At 72.2% G+C, this 18,227-nt stretch carries 15 protein-coding genes; 6 read left to right on the top strand and 9 right to left on the bottom strand.

The window, feature by feature from the left end; genetic code table 11:
* Positions 1-3: 3 nt before the first annotated feature.
* The 4 genes from ACH4FX_RS19170 to ACH4FX_RS19155 form a co-directional block, all read right to left on the bottom strand.
* Complete coding sequence (locus ACH4FX_RS19170) at positions 4-1,329, bottom strand: CpaE family protein (RefSeq protein ID WP_398480382.1); 1,326 nt, start codon at positions 1,327-1,329, stop codon at positions 4-6.
* Between the two features lie 13 nt (positions 1,330-1,342).
* On the bottom strand, positions 1,343-2,065 hold the full coding sequence (gene cpaB / locus ACH4FX_RS19165; protein ID WP_398480380.1) for a Flp pilus assembly protein CpaB: 723 nt from the start codon (positions 2,063-2,065) through the stop codon (positions 1,343-1,345).
* Between the two features lie 161 nt (positions 2,066-2,226).
* On the bottom strand, positions 2,227-3,249 hold the full coding sequence (locus ACH4FX_RS19160) for a hypothetical protein (RefSeq protein ID WP_398480378.1): 1,023 nt from the start codon (positions 3,247-3,249) through the stop codon (positions 2,227-2,229).
* Positions 3,250-3,540: 291 nt separating this feature from the next.
* Positions 3,541-4,473 carry a serine protease gene (locus tag ACH4FX_RS19155; protein WP_398480376.1) on the bottom strand — a complete coding sequence of 311 codons (933 nt, stop codon included), beginning with the start codon at positions 4,471-4,473 and terminating at the stop codon, positions 3,541-3,543.
* 202 nt (positions 4,474-4,675) lie between these two features.
* On the opposite strand from ACH4FX_RS19155, the gene ACH4FX_RS19150 reads away from it, so the two are divergent.
* Positions 4,676-6,031: a M14 family metallopeptidase gene (locus ACH4FX_RS19150; RefSeq protein WP_398480374.1), complete on the top strand. Its 1,356-nt coding sequence runs from the start codon at positions 4,676-4,678 to the stop codon at positions 6,029-6,031.
* Between the two features lie 319 nt (positions 6,032-6,350).
* A complete protein-coding gene (locus ACH4FX_RS19145; RefSeq protein WP_398480373.1) occupies positions 6,351-6,875 on the top strand; it encodes a hypothetical protein in 525 nt (174 codons plus the stop codon).
* Here the strand turns inward: ACH4FX_RS19145 and ACH4FX_RS19140 are convergent.
* From ACH4FX_RS19140 to ACH4FX_RS19125, 4 genes are all read right to left on the bottom strand, one after another.
* The gene (locus ACH4FX_RS19140) at positions 6,872-8,359 is read right to left on the bottom strand and encodes a GntP family permease (RefSeq protein ID WP_398480371.1); all 1,488 of its coding nucleotides are present in this window, start codon (positions 8,357-8,359) and stop codon (positions 6,872-6,874) included. The two genes, ACH4FX_RS19145 and ACH4FX_RS19140, sit on opposite strands and share 4 nt — an antisense overlap.
* Before the next feature lie 125 nt (positions 8,360-8,484).
* On the bottom strand, positions 8,485-8,895 hold the full coding sequence (locus ACH4FX_RS19135) for a RidA family protein (RefSeq protein ID WP_003985464.1): 411 nt from the start codon (positions 8,893-8,895) through the stop codon (positions 8,485-8,487).
* Positions 8,892-9,674: an IclR family transcriptional regulator gene (locus ACH4FX_RS19130; protein WP_398480369.1), complete on the bottom strand. Its 783-nt coding sequence runs from the start codon at positions 9,672-9,674 to the stop codon at positions 8,892-8,894. The genes ACH4FX_RS19135 and ACH4FX_RS19130 overlap by 4 nt, the downstream gene beginning before the upstream one ends.
* Positions 9,671-10,936 carry a sugar kinase gene (locus tag ACH4FX_RS19125; protein ID WP_398480367.1) on the bottom strand — a complete coding sequence of 422 codons (1,266 nt, stop codon included), beginning with the start codon at positions 10,934-10,936 and terminating at the stop codon, positions 9,671-9,673. Before ACH4FX_RS19125 ends, ACH4FX_RS19130 begins: the two co-directional genes overlap by 4 nt.
* A 153-nt stretch (positions 10,937-11,089) precedes the next feature.
* On the opposite strand from ACH4FX_RS19125, the gene ACH4FX_RS19120 reads away from it, so the two are divergent.
* Together ACH4FX_RS19120 and ACH4FX_RS19115 are read left to right on the top strand one after the other, a co-directional pair.
* Positions 11,090-12,430: an amino acid deaminase gene (locus tag ACH4FX_RS19120; protein ID WP_398480365.1), complete on the top strand. Its 1,341-nt coding sequence runs from the start codon at positions 11,090-11,092 to the stop codon at positions 12,428-12,430.
* 330 nt (positions 12,431-12,760) lie between these two features.
* Positions 12,761-14,377, top strand: coding sequence for an amidohydrolase family protein (locus ACH4FX_RS19115; RefSeq protein ID WP_398480363.1), 1,617 nt, complete (start codon positions 12,761-12,763; stop codon positions 14,375-14,377).
* Here the strand turns inward: ACH4FX_RS19115 and ACH4FX_RS19110 are convergent.
* On the bottom strand, positions 14,313-16,187 hold the full coding sequence (locus ACH4FX_RS19110; protein WP_398480361.1) for a P-loop NTPase fold protein: 1,875 nt from the start codon (positions 16,185-16,187) through the stop codon (positions 14,313-14,315). The two genes, ACH4FX_RS19115 and ACH4FX_RS19110, sit on opposite strands and share 65 nt — an antisense overlap.
* Before the next feature lie 271 nt (positions 16,188-16,458).
* On the opposite strand from ACH4FX_RS19110, the gene ACH4FX_RS19105 reads away from it, so the two are divergent.
* Positions 16,459-17,670 (top strand): pyridoxal phosphate-dependent aminotransferase, encoded by a 1,212-nt coding sequence (locus ACH4FX_RS19105; protein ID WP_398480359.1) that lies wholly within the window; start codon positions 16,459-16,461, stop codon positions 17,668-17,670.
* 112 nt (positions 17,671-17,782) lie between these two features.
* Positions 17,783-18,196 (top strand): hypothetical protein, encoded by a 414-nt coding sequence (locus tag ACH4FX_RS19100; protein WP_398480357.1) that lies wholly within the window; start codon positions 17,783-17,785, stop codon positions 18,194-18,196.
* Positions 18,197-18,227: the final 31 nt, after the last annotated feature.

Here is an 18,227-nt window from a genome sequence, read left to right as displayed (position 1 = left end):
GCCTCAGTTCTCCTCGGACGGGACGGCCGGGACCGGTCCGGCCGTCAGCGCCTTGCGCCGCCGCCCGGTCAGCGACGTACGGGCGCGGTGGCTGCCCCGCCCCAGCCGCGCGGCCGGCGCGTCGACCAGGCCCAGTTCCCCCGCCAGCGCCCACAGCGCCTGCCGGACCGCGGACCGGGCGTCCAGGTCCTGCATCCGCCCGGCGTCGACGTACGGCTGGAGTTCCTTGAAGCCGGCCGGTACGTGGGTGCGCGCGACGCGGGTGCCGGTGGCCTTGCCGACCAGCGGCGGCTGGATCTCGGTGTTGCGGGTGAGGCGGTTGACGACGGTCGTGGCGTCCTCGGCCTTGCGGATCTGGAGCCGGTCCCACAGCCGCACCAGGCGCTTGGCGGCCCGTACGGCCACCACGTCCGGCGTGGTCACCAGCAGGGCCACGTCGGAGAGTTCGACGGCCGCGGCGTTGGCGGACTGCATCTGGGCGCCGCAGTCGACCACCACCAGCTCGTAGCGCGAGCGCAGCGCGGCGAGCACCGTACGGGCGGCCCGGTCGTCCACCTCCTCCCCGCGCTCCCCCTCCTCCGGCGCCAGCAGCAGGCCGAGGCCGGTGTGATGGGCGTGCACGGCGTCCTGGAGGACGCGTACGGAGATGTCCTGGATGCCCGCGAGATCGACGATCGAACGGCGGAACTGCACGTCCAGGTAGGAAGCCACGTCACCGGACTGGAGGTCCATGTCCACCAGCGCGACGCTGCGCCCGGCAGCGCGCGCGGCCAGCGCCAGCTGTACGGCGGTGACGGTCGTCCCGACGCCGCCCTTGGCGCCGGTGACGGTGACGAGCGTGCCGGCCGGCCCGGCCGCCGCTTCCTGTCCGCCGCCCAGGTGCACCCGTACGCCGGTCGCCCACTGGGCCGCGGCCTGCACCCGGGCGGCCAGTTCGTCGTAGCCGAGCGGCAGGCCCACGACGCCGCGCGCGCCCGCGTCCATCGCGGCGGCGAACAGGGCAGGACCCGCATCGGTGGTGATCAGCACGACGCCGACGGCCGGGAAGCGCAGCGCGACATCGCGGATCAGCTCCAGCGCGGGCACCGGGCCGATGCGTTCGTGGACGAGGACGACCTCGGGGAGTTCGTCCACGGCCGCGGACGGCGGCCCCGGCGGGCCGGCGGCACCGGCCACGGTCCGGGAGGCGGCCTGGTCGAGGGCGTTGACCAGGGCGGTGGAGTCGGCGACCGGTGGCGCGGGCTCGGCGCCCGGCAACTGACCGAGCAGCGATGACACGGCACGGGCGGCGTCGGGTTCGCCGACGGCCGCGAGGATGCGGATGGTCACCTGGGCCTCCGGGTCATTTGTCGCCGTCGAGGGTGTAGGTGCGCTCGCCCGGCGGGATGGCGGTCTCGGTGCCGGGGGCGACGAGGGCGAGCCGTACGTGGGTGGCGAAGGATTCCGCGTAGGCGACGCGCTGGGCGTCCTGGGTGGTGAGCGCGAAGGTGATCGGCACCGCCTCGGTGGCGCGCCGGGTGCTGGACGAGCGGGTGTCGCCGGGGTCCTTGTTCTCCAGCGGGGTCAGCTTGCCGCGGTCGATGACCTGGGCGTTCGCCACGATCACCTTGGAGACGGGCCGGTCCTCGGGGCGCTTGCCCTCGAAGGTGGCGTAGATGTTCACCCGCGCCCCGGGGTTGATCTTCCCGGCCACGCCGGTGGCCGCGTCGACCATGATGGCGATCTCCTGCTGCCCCGGCTTGAGCGCGGGGCGGTCGACGACCATGTCGTCCTGGAGGAGCGAGCCCTTGTGCAGCGGCGTCACGGCGATCTTCCCGCGGACCCGGCCCAGGTCGGTGACGGCGGTCTCCGGCAGCCAGCGCTCCGGTATCGCCACCTTCTCGAACTGGCCCGGGTCGAGCGCCTGGTAGGCGGCCACATCCGCCCTCAGCCGGTACGCGGTGCGCTCCGGGCCCACCTTCGACTCCACGTTGCGGATCACCGAGAGCACGCCGACGAACGCGCCGAGCGCGCAGAGGACCGACAGGAGCAGCAGGATCACTCCGCGGCGCTGGCGTGAGTTCATGAGTGCGGGACCTCGCTGGGGACGGGGCGGGCGGGGGCGGGGCCGGGCGGTTGTGTGCGGTGCGGTGGCCGGTGGGGCCGCTCCGGGCGGGACGGGGCGCACAAGCAGGGGCCGGGCCGGTCCGGTACGGGTGGGTCCGCTGCGGGCCGGGCCGAGCGGGTTCAGCGTGCCCGTACGGTCCGTACGGCCGTCCGCCGTCCCGGCTCGGGCCCGGGGACGCCGCCCGGTGCGACCGGGGCCAGGCCGCGGCGCCGCAGCAGGGAGGAGGCGGGCGTGTCGGTGTCCGGCCCGGGGAGGGAGCGCGCGGACCCGTTCGTACGGCGCCCGCCCGGGCCCCCGCCCGGTACCGGCGCGGCGGACGGCGCGCCGCAGAACGCGCACCGGTCGCCGATGAGTTCGAGACCGCACCAGCCGCACTCCTCTCTCCGTACGGACGCCACGAGCTGGTAGAGCACCGAGAGATCAGGGATGGCCGCCGCGAACTCGGCCAGTTTGTGCGTGCCCCACCAGGCCGCCGACTCGGCGGGCAGCGGGACCTCGTACGTGCCCTGCACCTGCCAGGACCGCGCCAGGACGCCGCCGACCCAGTCGCCGGCCAGCCGGCCGCGCGCGTACGCGAGGCGGGTGGCGAAGCCGGGCGGGCGCAGACCGGCGTCGGCCGCCCGTTCGGCGTGCCGGTCGAGGCGGACCAGCTGCGGTTCGGGGTTGGCGAGCACCGCGAAGTGCGTGCCGGGCACCCAGGAGTGCAGGTGGGAGCGCAGGTCGGTGGCGACCCGGTCGAGCCGCGCCACGCTGCCCAGCAGGGCGCCCGCGTGGACGTAGTGGGCCAGCAGGCGGGCCGCGCAGGCCAGCAGGCCGGGGCTGAAGTCGCACAGCGACAGCTGCCGCAGCTGATGGGCCAGTACGGCGAGCCCCAGCGGCGGCAGGTCGATCGGCACGATCGCGAACCGGTCGCTCTCCAGGACCGCGCGCAAGGTGTGCAGCCGGCGTACGTGGTCCGGCGGGCAGGCGGTGGAGTGCAGCGCGACGAGGTGGCCGTGGTGCTCCAGTACCGCGCCCAGCTCGGTCAGTTCCTCGTCCAGCGGCCGGTCGTGCGGCGGCCGGACGACCACGGCGGCCGGGGTCTGCCGGTCGGTGGCGGGCAGCGCGAGGCCGGCGCTGGTGACTGCAATCGCGGTCGGCACGTCGCGTCCCCCACTGCGCTGCTGGCGCTGTCGGCACTGTTGGCGCTGTCGGCACTGCTGTTGGCTCAGCACCTTATCCACGAGTCGCGCCCTGGAGAACACGTTCCGGGGGACTGGGGGCGGGCCTTGGCATCTCGGTGCCACGCCGCCCCGGCCGGCCGCGCGGCGCTCCCGAATCGCGCGGCCGGTCGTTCAGGTCTGTCGGTCAGCGGCCCCACCGCTCGGTGGGAGCCCGTACCCTGACGGCTTACGGGCCCTTACGGCTCACGGGCCCTAACGGCCCACAGCGCCTTACGGCTTGGGAAGCACACACCCCGCCTTGCCCAGGTCCAGCTTGTTGCCGGTGCCGAAGCACTTGGGGACGGTGTAGATCTGCTGGGCGTAGTTGATGCCCTTGCGCACCGTGACCTTGCCGTTCTCGTCGACCTCGCACGGGTTGTTCATGGTGCAGCGGCCGCCGTTCTCGTTGCCCGTGTTGTTGATGGCGGCGACCTTGCCGGAGGCGGTGTCGATGACGGGCGATCCGGACGTACCGCCGATCGTCTTGCAGGCGGGGGTGTAGCGCACGGAGTCCTTCATCACGTAGCCCCCCTCCTTCAACTGGTGCACGAACCCGTCGATGTTGCAGGAATAGGTCTTCTTCCAGTAGCCGGAGACGACGGTGATGGCGGCGCCCTTGGCCGGGTGGGTGGTGGCGATGTCCAGTGCCTTGATGCCGTAGCGCTGCTTTATCTGGGCGTAGGTGGAGGAGAGTTCGTAGAAGGACACGTCGGTGTCGGTCATGGTGGCGTACGCGACCTTGGTGGCGCGGACCGTGCCGAGGTTGCCGGCCGAGGCGCTGAGCACGGTGAAGCTGCGGCTGGACGGCTGGTCGACGACGACCTCGCCCGGGGCGGGCATACCGCTCTCCAGGCAGTGGCCGTTGGACATGACCAGGGCCGGATCGTTGTCGGTCGAGGTGGGCATCCGGACGATCGAACCCGAACAGTTGCTGAGCGCGACCGTACCGGCGAAGTTCACGGCCTTGGCCTTGGCCTTGGGCGCCGTGGCCGCGTGGACCGAGGCCGCCGGCACGCCCTGGAGCTGCGGCGCCACCGCGGTCCGGGCCGCACCCCGGGCCGCCGCGTCCGGTGCCGTGGCCGCCTGGGCCGTACCGGCGGTGCCCGCGAGCGCCGTGGCGCCCAGGACGGCCGTGGCCAGGGCGCCGACGAGAGGTCTGTTCATGTGGGGGTCCTCTCACACTGGTGAGTCCGGCGTGGCGCCGGACTTGTCGTGCGCATTGTTGGGGCGGCACCGGCCGCTGGCAAGAATCTTCCGGAAACCGGCGTGAATTTGGCGTGTTTGCGTCAACGCAAGGCATTGACCGAGGCATGCCAAGGCCGAACACTGGCGCCGTCGCTCGCCTCACACCCCCACGGAGGACACCATGCGACGACCACGATTACGCGGCAGACGGACCACCGTCCTCACCGCGCTCGTCTCCCTCGCCCTGGCGGCACCCCTCGCCGCCCGCGCGGAGGACTCCCCTCAGCAGGACCCGGCCACCCGTTCCACCGCTTCCGGCACCCCGGCCGCGGACACCGGCACGCCCCGCCAGTACGAGATCACCGGCCTCGCCACCGCCGCCGAGCGCAGCGCGCTCGCCTCGACGGGCGTGTCCATCGACGAGGTGCACGGCCGCACCGTCGTCATCACCGCGGACACCGCACAGGCCGCCCTCGTACGCAAGCTCGGCCACCGGCTGCGGGCGCTGCCCGCGCCCCCGTCGGGCACCGGCGACCGCGTCAAGGACTTCCCCTCCGGCTACGGCGGCTACCACAATTACGCCGAGGCCACGGCCGCGATCAACAACCTCGTGGCCAAGTACCCGGCCATCCTGAGCAAGCAGGTCATCGGCAAGTCCTACGAAGGCCGGGACATCCTCGCCCTCAAGCTCAGCAAGAACGTCACCCAGGACGAGCAGGAACCCGAGGTCCTCTTCACCGCCCACCAGCACGCGCGCGAACACCTCACCGTGGAGATGGCCCTCTACCTGCTCAACGAGTTCACGTCCAAGTACGGCAGCGACGCCCGCGTCACCAAGATGCTCGACTCCCGCGAGATCTGGGTCATCCCGGACGTGAACCCGGACGGCGGCGCGTACGACATCGCCACCGGCTCCTTCCGCAGCTGGCGCAAGAACCGCCAGCCCAACGCCGGCTCCGCGAACACCGGCACCGACCTCAACCGCAACTGGGACTTCAAGTGGGGCTGCTGCGGCGGCTCCTCGGGCAGCACCGGCTCCGAGACCTACCGCGGCCCGTCCCCCGCCTCGGCCCCCGAGGTCAAGGTCGTCAGCAATTTCGTCCGCGGCCGTGTCGTCGGCGGCGTCCAGCAGATCAAGACCGCCATCGACTTCCACACCTACAGCGAACTGGTGCTGTGGCCCTACGGCTACACCTACAGCGACACCGCCCCCGGCATGACCAAGGACGACCGCGACGCCTTCGCCGCCGTCGGCAAATCCATGGCCGCCGGCAACGGCTACACCCCCGAACAGTCCAGCGACCTCTACATCACCGACGGCTCCATCGACGACTGGCTCTGGGGCAACCAGAAGATCTTCGCCTACACCTTCGAGATGTACCCGTCCTCCGCGGGCGCGGGCGGCTTCTACCCCCGCGACTCGGTAATCCAACGAGAAACATCCCGAAACCGCGACGCCGTCCTCCAGCTCCTGGAAAACAGCGACTGCATGTACCGCTCAATCGGCAAGGAGACGCAGTACTGCAAGAAGGGGTGACCCGACTCACCACATGGCCGGGGCCTGCCTTTTGGCGGCCCCGGCCGTTCCCCTTCAGCACGCTGCGCCCGTACGCGCACAGCGTTCCGCGCGCGTCTTCCACATCCGCCCCTGATTTCTAGAACCGGACAACCGTGCCAACCCTGGAGAGACCCGGCGAGAAGCGTGCTTCCATGTACCGCGACCACCTCCCCCCTCCGGCTGAGGAGACACATTGGCCGGCAGTTCCGCACACACGGCCCCGGCCATCCCCGTGGACGTGGTCCGCGTCCTCAAGCGCGCCACTTGGCGCCTGGTCGGGGACCTGGCGGTACGGCTGGTGAGCATCGCGGTGCTGGTCGGGCTGCCCATGATGCTGGGGCGGAGCGGTGTGGGGAATTCGCCGTTGTCGAGTGTGTTCTCGGTTGCGGGGGTGTTTCTCGCGCTCGGTACGTTTCACCGGTTTGTGTTCGGTCTGCGGCTCGGGAAGTGCCGGGCGGTGCTGCGGAACTATCCGCTGGAATTCCAGCCGCGGGTCGTCAGGAAGAAGGCGGACGACTGGACCAAGTACGGCACGTTCTTCACGGTGGGGATTTCCGGGGGCGGGCCGGAGCGGATGCCGTTCATGCGCGCGGTCAATGTGGTGGGGCGGCGGCGGTGGCCCAAGGAAGTGGAAAGCGGCGCGTGGTTCGCGGGGGACGTGGCGTTCGGGGCCGTTCTCGTGGCGCCCGGGAGTGAGGAAGTGCTGTTCCTGGAGATCGCGAAGCGGGACAAGGCCGTACGGGCGCGTCAGAAGGCCGGCCCGGACCGCCGCGCGCTGGCGGTCCGCGCCGGCCTCGTGCGAAAGCGGGCGCTGGAGCGTTAGACCACCAGACTCACCCCCGCCGCCACCGCGAACCCCACCACCGACAGCACCGTTTCCAGCACCGTCCACGACTTGAGTGTGTCGCGTTCGGAGATGCCGAAGTACTTGGCGACCATCCAGAAGCCGCCGTCGTTGACGTGGGAGGCGAAGATCGAGCCGGCCGAGATGGCCATGATGATCAGGGCGAGGTGGGGCTGGGAGAGGTGCCGGCCGTCCACCAGGGGGAGGACGATGCCGGCGGTCGTCACGATGGCGACGGTTGCCGAGCCCTGGGCGACGCGCAGGACGACGGAGACCAGCCAGGCGAGCAGGATGACGGGCAGGCCGACGTTGTGGAAGGTGTCGGAGAGGGCGTCGGCGACGCCGCTGCCCTTGAGGACGGCGCCGAAGATGCCGCCCGCGCCGACCACCAGCAGGATGTTGCCGACCGGCTTGAGGGACGCAGTGGAGACGGTCTCCAGGGACTTGCGGGACCAGCCGCGGCGGAGGCCGAGGAGGTAGTAGGCCAGGAGGAGCGCGATGGTCAGGGCGACGAAGGGGTTGCCGAAGAATTCGACGACCGAGCGGAGAGTGGAGGGGGCGAGGGCGACGGAGGAGAAGGTGGCCAGGAGGATGAGGACGAGGGGGGTGCCGATGATGGTGAGGACGATGCCGAGCGGCACCGGCTTCTCGTGGCGTTCGACGCCTGCCGCGGCCTGTTCGGCGACCACCGCGGCGCGGGCCTCCTCCGCGGCCTCGACCATGTCCTGCGGTACGGGGACGAAGAGGCGCTTGCCGATCCACGCGGCGTAGGCCCAGGCGGCCAGGACGGCGGGGATGCCGCAGACGATGCCCATGAGGATGATCCAGCCGAGGTCCACCTTGAACAGACCGGCGGCGGCGACCGGGCCGGGGTGCGGCGGCAGGAACGCGTGGGTCATGGAGAGGCCGGCGAGGAGGGGCATGCAGTAGAGGAGGACCGATTTTCCGCTCCTCTTGGCCGCCGCGTAGACGATGGGCGCCAGGACGAAGATGCCCACGTCGAAGAAGACCGGGATGCCGAAGATGAGGCCGGTGAGGCCCATCGCCAGGGGCGCGCGGCGTTCGCCGAAGAGGCCCAGCAGGCGCGCGCTCAAGACCTCGGCTCCGCCGGATACTTCGAGTATCGCGCCGAGCATGGTGCCCAGGCCGATGATGATGGCGACGTGGCCGAGGATGCCGCCCATGCCGCTCTCGATGAGGGAGGGGAGGCTGGATTTCTGGACGGTGCCGAAGAGTTCGGTGACGGAAAGGCCGGCTGCCAGCCCTACGGCTATGGAAACGCCCAGCAGCGCTACGAACGGCTGGAGGCGGACTTTGATGATGAGGAAGAGGAGCAGCAGGATTCCCAGGACGGCAACCGTGAGGAGGCCGGGTGTGCCTGGTATCAGGGCGAGCAGGCCACCGGTGTGGGGCGGTGTCGGTGGTGTGGCGGGGGCCGCGGCAGACAGGGCAGCGTGGAACATGTGGTGACTCCGTTGTCAGACAGGGTGGTTCCAGGCAGGGGGGACCGCGGCACGGCGCCCCGGACTTGTGGGGCGCCGCACCGTACGGCGGGTTCAGCAGCGGTAACGGCAAGGAGGGGTCCCGGTCAGCCCAGCACCGCGAGGGCGTCGATCTCGATGAGCAGCCCCTTGGGAAGGCCGACGTACACCGTCGTACGGGCGGCCGGCGCCTCCTTGAGGCCCTCGGCCTCGAAGTAGGCGTTGTAGATCTCGTTCATCTCGGCGAAGTGGTCGACGTCGGTCAGGTAGACGCGCATCATCATGACGTCGTCCCAGGTCGCGCCGCCTTCCTCCAGGATGGCCTTGACGTTGGCGAAGGTCTGGAGCGTCTGCTCGCGCAGGGTGGGCCCGGCCGGGGTGGGGGCCTGGCCCTCGACGGCGGGCAGGAAGCCGACCTGCCCGGCGACCTGGAGGATGTTGCCCTTCTTCACGCCGTGCGAGAACTTGGCGGGCGGGGTGGTGTGGGTGGCCGGGGTGAGGGCGGTCTTCTCGGTCATGGTCGGGCTTCCTTCTGGTCGTGCGTGTCGGGTACGGGGGCGTTGCCGGAGTACTCCCGGCTGATGGCGTCCGCGGTACGGCGTACCAGCGGGAGCAGGGTGAGGAGTTCCTCGGCGGTGACGACGACGTTCGGCGCCGACACCGACATGGCGGCGACGAGCCGGCCGTCCGCGCCGCGGATGGGCGCCCCGACGCAGTTGATGGACTCCTCGTGGCCGCCGAGGTCGGTGGCCCAGCCCTGTTCGCGCACCTTGGCCAGTTCGGCGAGGAACGCCGTGGCGTTGGGTGTGGAACGGGACGTGTAGAGGGGGTAGTCGAGCTTTTCGGCCAGCGCGCGGCGTTCGGGCTCGGGGAGGTCGGCGAGGAGCAGTTTGGCGACGGCCGCGACGGTGATGGCGACCGGCTTGCCGATGCGCGAGTACATCCGTACGGGGTAGCGGCTCTCGACCTTGTCGATGTAGAGGACCTCGTTCTCCTCGTACACCGCGAGGTGCACCGTGTGCCCGCACTTCTCGTTCAGCTCGACGAGGTGCGGATGGGCGATCTCGCGCACGTCCAGGTTCTCCACGGCCTGCTGCGCGAGGGCGAAGAGGCGGGCGCCGAGGCGGTAGCGCTGGTCGCTCTGCCGGTAGACCATGCCGTGCTCGTGGAGCGTGCGCAGCAGGCGCAGGGCGGTGGACTTGTGCACACCGAGACGGCCCGCCACCTGCTCCAGGTTGGCCGGGCCCTCCGCCAGCAGCGGCAGGATGCTCAGTGCGCGGTCGACTGTCTGACTCATCGTGTACGGACCTCCACCCGTGGGTTGTGCAGCCCGTGGCCGGTGGTGCCGCCGCCGCGGTCAGCGGGTGGGTCACCGTCGGTCGTCCAGCCGGGGCCGAGTCGCAGTCTCCCCCAGGCGGCGGGGTCGAGGCGCGCAAGGCGGTCGGCGAGGTCGCGGGACGGGGGCGTGCCGAGGTCGCCGGGGACGGTGAGGGAGGCGGCGGCCATCAGGTGGCCGTGCCGGATGCGTTCGAACACGGGCAGGTCGCGGAGGGTGGCGGAGAGGAACCCGGCGGCGAAGGCGTCGCCCGCGCCGACCGGGGCGACCACGTCGACCGCGAGGGCGGGCGCTGTGGTGACCGTGTCGGTGCCGTCGGGCCGGTGGGCGTACACGGTGGCGCCGTCGGCGCCCTGCTTGACGACGAGGACGGCGGGCTCGGGCAACGCGGCGCGCAGGGCGTCCGGGCCGTGCAGGTCCCAGGCGGCCGCGGCCTCGTCCTCGCCGACGAAGACCAGGTCGCAGCTGCGGGCCAGGTCGAGGAGGATCTCGGGGCCGCGTACGGTGCGGTCGCGCCAGAGCCCGACGCGGTAGTTGACGTCGAAGGAGACGAGCGGGCGCCCTGGGGACGGTGCGGTGAGGGTGCGCAGCACGTCGAGGCAGCTGTCGGACAGGGCCGCCGTGATGCCGGTGAGGTGCAGGACGCGGGTGTCGCGCAGGGCGTCGGCGTCGAGCAGTTCGGGAGACATGGCGGAGGCGGCGGACCCGGCGCGGTAGTACGCCACCTCGGCCTCGCCGGCCTCGGTCTGCGTACCGGTGGCGCGTTCGCCGGCGGTGCGGAAGTAGACGCCGGTGGGGCGGTCCGGGTCGCGCTGGACGTGGGAGACGTCCACGCCGCAGGCGGCGACGGCCGCGCGCAGGTGGTCGCCGAAGGCGTCGGCGCCGACGCGGGAGATCCAGCGGGTGCGGTGGCCGGTGCGCGCGAGGGCGCAGGCGACGTTGGACTCGGCGCCGCCGATGCCGCGCTCGAAGGAGGGTACGTCGGCGAGTCGCCCGGGCCGGGTGGGCATGAAGGTGACCATGGATTCACCGAGGCAGACGACATCGGCGCCCGGCCGCGCGGCGGGCGCGGTGCCGTCCGTGGCGTCGCTCCGGGCGGGCGCGCTGTCGTCGGCGGCGCCGCTCCGGGCGGGCGCGTCGCCATCGGTGGCGTCGCTCCGGGCGGGCGCGGTGCCGTCCATCGCGTCGGTGCCGTCGGCGCGGACGTTCCTGGACGTGGTCACGATCTTCTGCACTCCTTTGCGTACGGGCTCGTTGAGCCGTTCCGCGACGTGTTACGCACCATTGACCCGGCGATGGGTCGGATGTTAGACAGCTGTAAGCGATATGCGCAATGGGTGTTGCACACAGTGCAACATGAACTGGAGGAGGCCCCCATGGCCGCCGCGCCCCACGCCGACCGCAGCGCCACCGGCGCCGCGCCCGGCGCCGACGCAGCCACCGCCGAACGCCGCGCGAGGACCCTCGCGGACGAACGCGTCGACCACCGCTTCAAGGGCCTTCCCCCGGACGCGGCCGGCCGTACCGTCGGCGAGCTGGCGGCCGACCGGCGCAACCTGTTCACCGGCGGCTTCACCACCCCCGTCCTCGCGCTGTCCGCCGAGTCGCTGGAACACAATCTGGCGCTGCTGGAGATCTACGCCGAACGGCACGGCCTGGCCTTCGCCCCGCACGGCAAGACCTCGATGGCACCGCAGCTCTTCGCCCGCCAGCTCGCCCGCGGCGCCTGGGGCATCACCGCCGCCGTCCCCCACCAGGTCCGCGTCTACCGCGCCTACGGCATCCAGCGGATCTTCCTCGCCAACGAGATCGTCGACGCCGCCGCGCTGCGCTGGCTCGCCGCCGAGCTGGACGCCGACCCCGGCTTCCGCTGCGTCTGCTACGTCGACTCGCTGCGCGGCATCGAGCTGATGGACGCCGCCCTGCGCGCGGCCGGCGCCACCCGTCCGCTGGACGTGGTCATCGAACTGGCCGCGGGCGAGGGCGCCCGTACCGGTGTCCGTACCGAGGCCGAGTGCGTCGAACTGGCCGACGCCGTCGCGGGCGTGGACACCCTGCGCCTGGTCGGCATCGCCGGTTACGAGGGCGAGGTGCCCGACGCGACGCCGGAGCGGGTGACCGCCTGGCTGCGCCGCCTCCTCGCGCTCACCGTCGCCTTCGACCGGGCCGGGCGCTTCGCCGACCTGGACGAGATCGTGCTCAGCGCGGGCGGCAGCGCCTGGTTCGACGCGGTCGCCGAGGTCTTCGGTGAGGCGCCCGAACTGTCCCGGCCGCTGCTGAAGCTGCTGCGCTCCGGCGCGTACGTCTCCCACGACGACGGCCACTACCGCCGTCTGACCCCCTTCAACCGCGTCCCGGACGAGGGCGCCCTGCGGCCCGCCTTCCGGCTGTGGGCCCAGGTCGTCTCCCGGCCGACCCCGGAGCAGGCGTTCCTCAACGCGGGCAAGCGCGACGCGGCGTACGACCTCGACCTGCCGCAGGCCCAGGTCGTCCGGTCGGGCCGGGACGGCAGCGAGCGGTCCGCCGACGGCATCACCGTCACCGGCCTCTCCGACCAGCACGCCTGGGTCCGTACGGAGCGGGGCGACGCCCTGGAGGTCGGCGACTGGGTCGGCCTGGGGCTGTCGCACCCGTGCACGTCCTTCGACAAGTGGCAGCTGATCCCGGTGGCGGAGGCGGACGGCACGGTCGTCGACTACGTGCGGACGTTCTTCTGACGGCGGGCGGCGGCTGACGGCCGGCAACTGACGGCTTGCAGCTGACGGCCGGGCATCTGACGGCTGACAGCTGACAGCACTCCCCAACGCACCCCCCACGACGGCCCACCACCAGGCCGTCCACGATCTCGGTGCGGGGCAGCACCCCCGAGCCCCGCGCCGACCGCCGGAGGCAACCCCCTGCCTCCGGCCGGCGCGTCCCACCCCGGGCGCGCCCGGTCCCCGCTCCGGTGTCTTCCCCCCTTCACCGGAGCGGGGCCCGACGGCCACCGGCGCGCGGCGCGGCCCGGTGCGGCGGCGCGGCCGGTCCTCAGGAAAGGCAGTTCGGTCATGGACACCGTGGTCCGCGACGTACGCGTCATCGACGGCTCCGGCACCCCCTCCTACCGGGCGGACGTCGCCCTCGACGGCGGCCGGATCGCCGAGATCCACCGGGAGACCGACTCAGGGCCGCGACCCGGCGCCGCACGCGTCGTGGACGGCGCGGGCCTGGCCCTCTCCCCCGGTTTCATCGACATGCACGCGCACAGCGACCTGGCGCTGCTGCGCGACCCGGCGCACGAGGCGAAGGCCGCGCAGGGCGTCACCCTCGAAGTCATCGGACAGGACGGCCTGTCGTACGCGCCGGTCGACGACCGCACGCTCGCCGCGGTCCGCGCGCAGATCACCGGCTGGAACGGGGACGGCTCCGACATCGACTTCGGCTGGCGCACGGTCGGCGAGTACCTGGACCGCCTCGACCACGGCTTCGACGGCCGGGGCATCGCCGTCAACGCGGCGTACCTCATCCCCCAGGGCACGGTCCGGATGCTCGCGCTCGGCTGGGAGGACCGCCCGGCCACGCCCGACGAGACCGCCCGGATGCGGCAGCTGGTCGCCGAAGGGATGGAACAGGGCGCCGTCGGGCTGTCCTCCGGCCTCACCTACACCCCCGGCATGTACGCGGACGACGCCGAACTGACGGAACTGTGCCGGGTCGTGGCCCGCTACGGCGGCTACTACTGCCCGCACCACCGCTCGTACGGCGCGGGCGCGCTGGAGGCGTACGCGGAGATGGTCGGCCTCGCCCGGGAGGCGGGCTGCGCCCTGCACCTCGCCCACGCCACCATGAACTTCGGCGTGAACAAGGGCCGCGCCCCCGAACTCCTCGCCCTCCTCGACCGGGCCCTGGCCTCGGGCGCCGACATCACCCTCGACACCTACCCGTACACACCCGGCTGCACGACCCTGGTCGCCATGCTGCCGAGCTGGGCGAGCGAGGGCGGGCCCGACGCGATCCTGGCCCGGCTGCGGGACGACGCGACGGCGGAGCGCATCCGGCACGTCATGGAGGACGAGGGCGCGGACGGCTGCCACGGTGTGCCGATCGAGTGGGACACCATCGAGATCTCCGGTGTCTCGGACCCCGCGCTGGAGGAGTACGTCGGCCGGACGGTCGCCGCATCGGCGCGGGAGCGCGGTGAGGAGCCGTGGACGACGGCCCGCCGGCTGCTGGTCGAGGACCGGCTCGGCCCGACGATCCTCCAGCACGTCGGCCACGAGGAGAACGTCCGGGCGATCATGCGCCACCCGGTGCACACCGGCGGCAGCGACGGCATCCTCCAGGGCGCGAAGCCGCACCCGCGGGCGTACGGCACGTTCCCGGAGTACCTGGGGACGTACGTGCGGGAGCTGGGCGTGCTGTCGTTGGAGGAGTGCGTGGCGCACCTGACCGGGCGCCCGGCGACCCGGCTGCGGCTGCCCGACCGCGGCCTGGTCCGCGAGGGTTACCGCGCCGACCTGGTCCTCTTCGACCCGGACACGGTGGCCGCCGGGGCCACCTTCGACGCGCCGCGCACCCTGCCGACGGGCATTCCGCACGTCCTGATCGACGGCCGGTTCGTCATCGAGGACGGGCGGCGGACGGATGTACTCGCGGGGCGGGCGGTGCGGCGAACGCGGCCCTGACCAGCCGTTCGAGGTGGGTGCCGTCGGCGGCCACACCGAGCGCGCCCAGTTCCCTGGCGGTGTCCTCGCGGGTGGGGGTGACCCGGCCCGCGTAGAAGACCACCGGGCCGGTGTAGCGCCGCTCCCGGCGCAGCGCCGCCACGTGCGTGAAACCGGCCTGGTTGTCACTGCCCCGGCTGATGTCGGAGATGATCAGGCACGGTGTGCGGGCGGCGATGGCCGCGTCGGCGGACCGGGAGTCCACCGCGATCTCCACCTCCGCCCCTTCGCGCCGGAACCAGGCGGCCAGGGCCGCGTTGTTGTCCGGGTTGTCGTCCACCCACAGGATCGTGCGGCCGGCGAGCGACGTGTCGGGGGCCGGGGCGGAGCCGTACCCCGTCGCGCCGGGGCGCGGCCCGTAGACACCGGCCGTCGGGCCGTACACACCGGCCCGTACGGGCGGCACGTCGGCCTCCGGGTCCTGCTCCAGCCGCGGCAGCGTCACCAGCGTCGGCGCGCCCTCCCGCAGCCTGCGCACCAGTTCCTCGGAGCGCGGCAGCGCGAGCAGGCCGTCGAGCAGCGAGTTGAACGCAGGGTCGGCGACCATGTCGGGGAAGACCGTGGGGAGTTCGCGCTCCAGGCGTTGCAGCGCCGCGCGGGGGTTGCCCGGGTCGCGTGCCACGTCACGCTGCTCCAGGAAGGCGTTCACCAGCGGCCGTTCTTCCTCAGGAACGGCCCCCGGGGTCCGCAACAGCGTCCGCACCCGCCGGTACGTACAGAAATCCGCGATCACATCACCGCTGTCGGCCCCCGGCGGGCTGGTCATCATCCGGTAGAAGTCGGCGTAGAAGTACTGGATGAGCAGCGTGCGCAGCACCGCCTCCGGCGGGTGGCCGGCCCACATCGGGTTCAGGGTGGCCTCCAGGACAAAGCCGTTGACCAGCCGTTTGATGCGGCGCGGGTTGCGGGCCGAGCGTTCGGCGAGCAGGTCCACCAGCGGCGCGTCGAGCAGCTGCTCGATACCGGCGGTGCGCGCGCACCACGTGATGTACTCCCGTACGCCCTGGCCGTCGGCCACCGGGATGCGGTAGCTGGTCTGGAAGATCTTCTCCATGAAAGTGGCACCGGCCGGCGACAGGTCGCGCAGCAGGCCGCTCGGCCCCATCGCGGACCGGTCGCAGCCGATCACGAACGCCAGCCCCGGGACGTCCAGGTAGACCTTGACCGCCTCGCACACCGCCAGCACCGTCTCCTCGGAGCAGCGGTCCAGGTCGTCGATGAACACCACGAGCATCCGGCGCGGCGCGTACTCCGCGTTCTCCGCCCACTCCTGGGCCAGGTCGCGGATCGCGTCGCGCATCTCGTTACGGGCCTGGGAGTTGACCGACAGATTGCTCCACAGCTCGTTGACCAGCCCGGCGGCGCCGAGCGGGCCGGCCGCGAGGGTGGCGAGCGCGCGCAGGACGCGCAGCAGGGCCCGCTGTTCGGAAGCCCGGTGCAGGGCCCGCCGCAGCAGCCGGCGGTCGAAGCGCATCAGCACCGACTTGATCAGCCCTTCCAGGGCGTCCGCGCCGGTCGAGGTCCAGGCGTTGTACCAGACGGTGTGCACCTCGGGCTCCGTCGCCAGCTCCGCGTCCACCAGGCGCATCAGGCTGGACTTGCCCATCCCCCACCCGGCGTCCACGGCGAGGGTGAAGGGGGTGGCGGACCGGGAGGCGATCAGCAGGTCGGCGAGTTGCCGGGCGGCGCGGCCGGCGCCCAGCAGGTCGGTGCCGGCCGAGTCCACCGGCTCGTCGTTGAGCAGCGCGAGCCGCTGCGCGGATGACACCATGTCGCCCCCGTGGTCGGTGCCGGTGCGCGGCTCCCGGCCGCGGGCCGGAGCGCGGGCACCGGCGCTCAGTGCCCTGGTGCGCGCTTTCCCGTGCGCGTACCCGCCGGGAGCGTACGGCAGCAGGCGGGCGCGCGGGGCCCCGTTGCCCCGACCGCCCCCGGAACGGCGCGTTCCACCTCGTCACGAGGGGTGACCGAGCCCACACCGTCCGGCCCCGAAGGTGAACAAGAACACCAGGCAGGGCGTATGACGCGCCCGTAAGGTGGCTGGCATGCAGGTGATCCAGTCAACGAAGCTCGCCAACGTCTGCTACGAGATCCGGGGGCCGGTCCTTGAGGAGGCGATGCGGCTCGAAGCGGCGGGACACCGCATCCTCAAGCTGAACACCGGGAACCCGGCGGCCTTCGGATTCGAGTGCCCGCCGGAGATCCTGGAGGACATCCTCCGTACGGTCGGCACGGCGCACGGCTATGGCGACGCCAAGGGCCTGCTCTCCGCCCGGCGCGCGGTGATGCAGCACTACCAGACCAAGGGCATCGAGCTGTCGGTCGACGACATCTACCTCGGCAACGGCGTCTCCGAGCTGATCCAGATGTCGATGCAGGCGCTGCTGGACGACGGGGACGAGGTGCTCGTACCGGCCCCGGACTACCCGCTGTGGACGGCCGCGGTCTCGCTGTCCGGCGGTACGGCGGTGCACTACCGCTGCGACGAGCAGGCGGACTGGATGCCGGACCTGGCCGACATCGAGCGCAAGGTCACCGACCGTACCAAGGCCATCGTCGTCATCAACCCGAACAACCCGACCGGCGCGGTCTACGACGACGAGCTGCTGCGCGGCATCGCCGAGATCGCCCGCCGGCACAACCTGATCGTCTGCGCCGACGAGATCTACGACAAGATCCTCTACGACGGCGTCACCCACACCCCGTTCGCCGCGCTCGCCCCCGACCTGCTGACCCTGACCTTCAACGGGCTCTCGAAGTCCTACCGGGTGGCGGGCTACCGCAGCGGCTGGATGGCGGTCTGCGGCCCCAAGGCGCACGCCGCCTCCTACATCGAGGGCCTGACGATCCTCGCCAACATGCGGCTGTGCGCGAACATGCCCGCCCAGCACGCGGTGGCCACCGCGCTCGGCGGCCGGCAGTCGATCAACGATCTGGTACTGCCCGGCGGCCGGCTGCTGGAACAGCGCGACACCGCGTACGAGCTGCTCACCCAGATCCCGGGCGTCACCTGCACCCGGCCCAAGGGCGCGCTCTACGCCTTCCCGCGGCTGGACCCGAAGGTCTACAAGATCAAGGACGACCGGCAGATGGTGCTGGACCTGCTGCGCGCCGAGAAGATCATGATCGTGCACGGCACCGGCTTCAACTGGCCGGAGCCGGACCACTTCCGCCTGGTCACCCTGCCGAACAAGGACGACCTGACGGACGCGGTCACCCGGATCGGCAGGTTCCTGGACGGCTACGGGCAGTACTGAGCGGGCCCCGGAAGACAGCACGCCCGACATTCGCCTGTACGGATCACAACTTTAGACGTTGTCTAAGCTAGGATGGTCTCCTAGCCGTTGAGCGTTGCCAGGAGGCCGTCCCATGTACGAACCGATCCGCACCAAGTCGGTCCACTCCATGGCCGCCGACCAGGAGGTCCCGCACCGTTCCCGCGCGGAGGAACTGGACATCCGGCTCGCCGGCCATCTGACCGCGCTGCTCACCGTCACCGACGAGCTGCGCGCCGCCGTGCCCGACCCCGCGCTGGACGACGCCGCCGAACGCATCGCCGAGCAAGTGACCCGGCTGCGCGGCGGGGCGTACCCGCTGCGCGCCACGCCGAGCGGCGGCGACCCGGCCCGCGCCCCTCGGCTGCACCGGCGGGCCCGGATGCTGGCCGGGAGCGCCCTGGCCGTCGCCACCTCACGGGCGGACGCCGTGGCCGCCGGCCTGGCGGCCGAGCGCATGGAGGCCCACGAGGCCCACGCGACGGTGCAGGAGCTGGCCACGGCCTGAGCCGGGCCGGGTCCGCCGACGAAAAGACGGC

Origin of the sequence: Streptomyces sp. NPDC018019 (assembly GCF_044327805.1) — a bacterium.
Classification (GTDB): Bacteria; Actinomycetota; Actinomycetes; order Streptomycetales; family Streptomycetaceae; genus Streptomyces.
This window is presented reverse-complemented; position numbering and strand designations above follow the sequence as displayed.

Bases quoted from the DNA above. Each gene is read 5' to 3' on its own strand.
- cpaB (WP_398480380.1), bottom strand. From the start codon at position 2,065: ATGAACTCACGCCAGCGCCGCGGAGTGATCCTGCTGCTCCTGTCGGTC.
- ACH4FX_RS19155 (WP_398480376.1), bottom strand. From the start codon at position 4,473: ATGAACAGACCTCTCGTCGGCGCCCTGGCCACGGCCGTCCTGGGCGCC.
- ACH4FX_RS19150 (WP_398480374.1), top strand. From the start codon at position 4,676: ATGCGACGACCACGATTACGCGGCAGACGGACCACCGTCCTCACCGCG.
- ACH4FX_RS19140 (WP_398480371.1), bottom strand. From the start codon at position 8,359: ATGTTCCACGCTGCCCTGTCTGCCGCGGCCCCCGCCACACCACCGACA.
- ACH4FX_RS19135 (WP_003985464.1), bottom strand. From the start codon at position 8,895: ATGACCGAGAAGACCGCCCTCACCCCGGCCACCCACACCACCCCGCCC.
- ACH4FX_RS19130 (WP_398480369.1), bottom strand. From the start codon at position 9,674: ATGAGTCAGACAGTCGACCGCGCACTGAGCATCCTGCCGCTGCTGGCG.
- ACH4FX_RS19120 (WP_398480365.1), top strand. From the start codon at position 11,090: ATGGCCGCCGCGCCCCACGCCGACCGCAGCGCCACCGGCGCCGCGCCC.
- ACH4FX_RS19115 (WP_398480363.1), top strand. From the start codon at position 12,761: ATGGACACCGTGGTCCGCGACGTACGCGTCATCGACGGCTCCGGCACC.
- ACH4FX_RS19110 (WP_398480361.1), bottom strand. From the start codon at position 16,187: ATGGTGTCATCCGCGCAGCGGCTCGCGCTGCTCAACGACGAGCCGGTG.
- ACH4FX_RS19105 (WP_398480359.1), top strand. From the start codon at position 16,459: ATGCAGGTGATCCAGTCAACGAAGCTCGCCAACGTCTGCTACGAGATC.
- ACH4FX_RS19100 (WP_398480357.1), top strand. From the start codon at position 17,783: ATGTACGAACCGATCCGCACCAAGTCGGTCCACTCCATGGCCGCCGAC.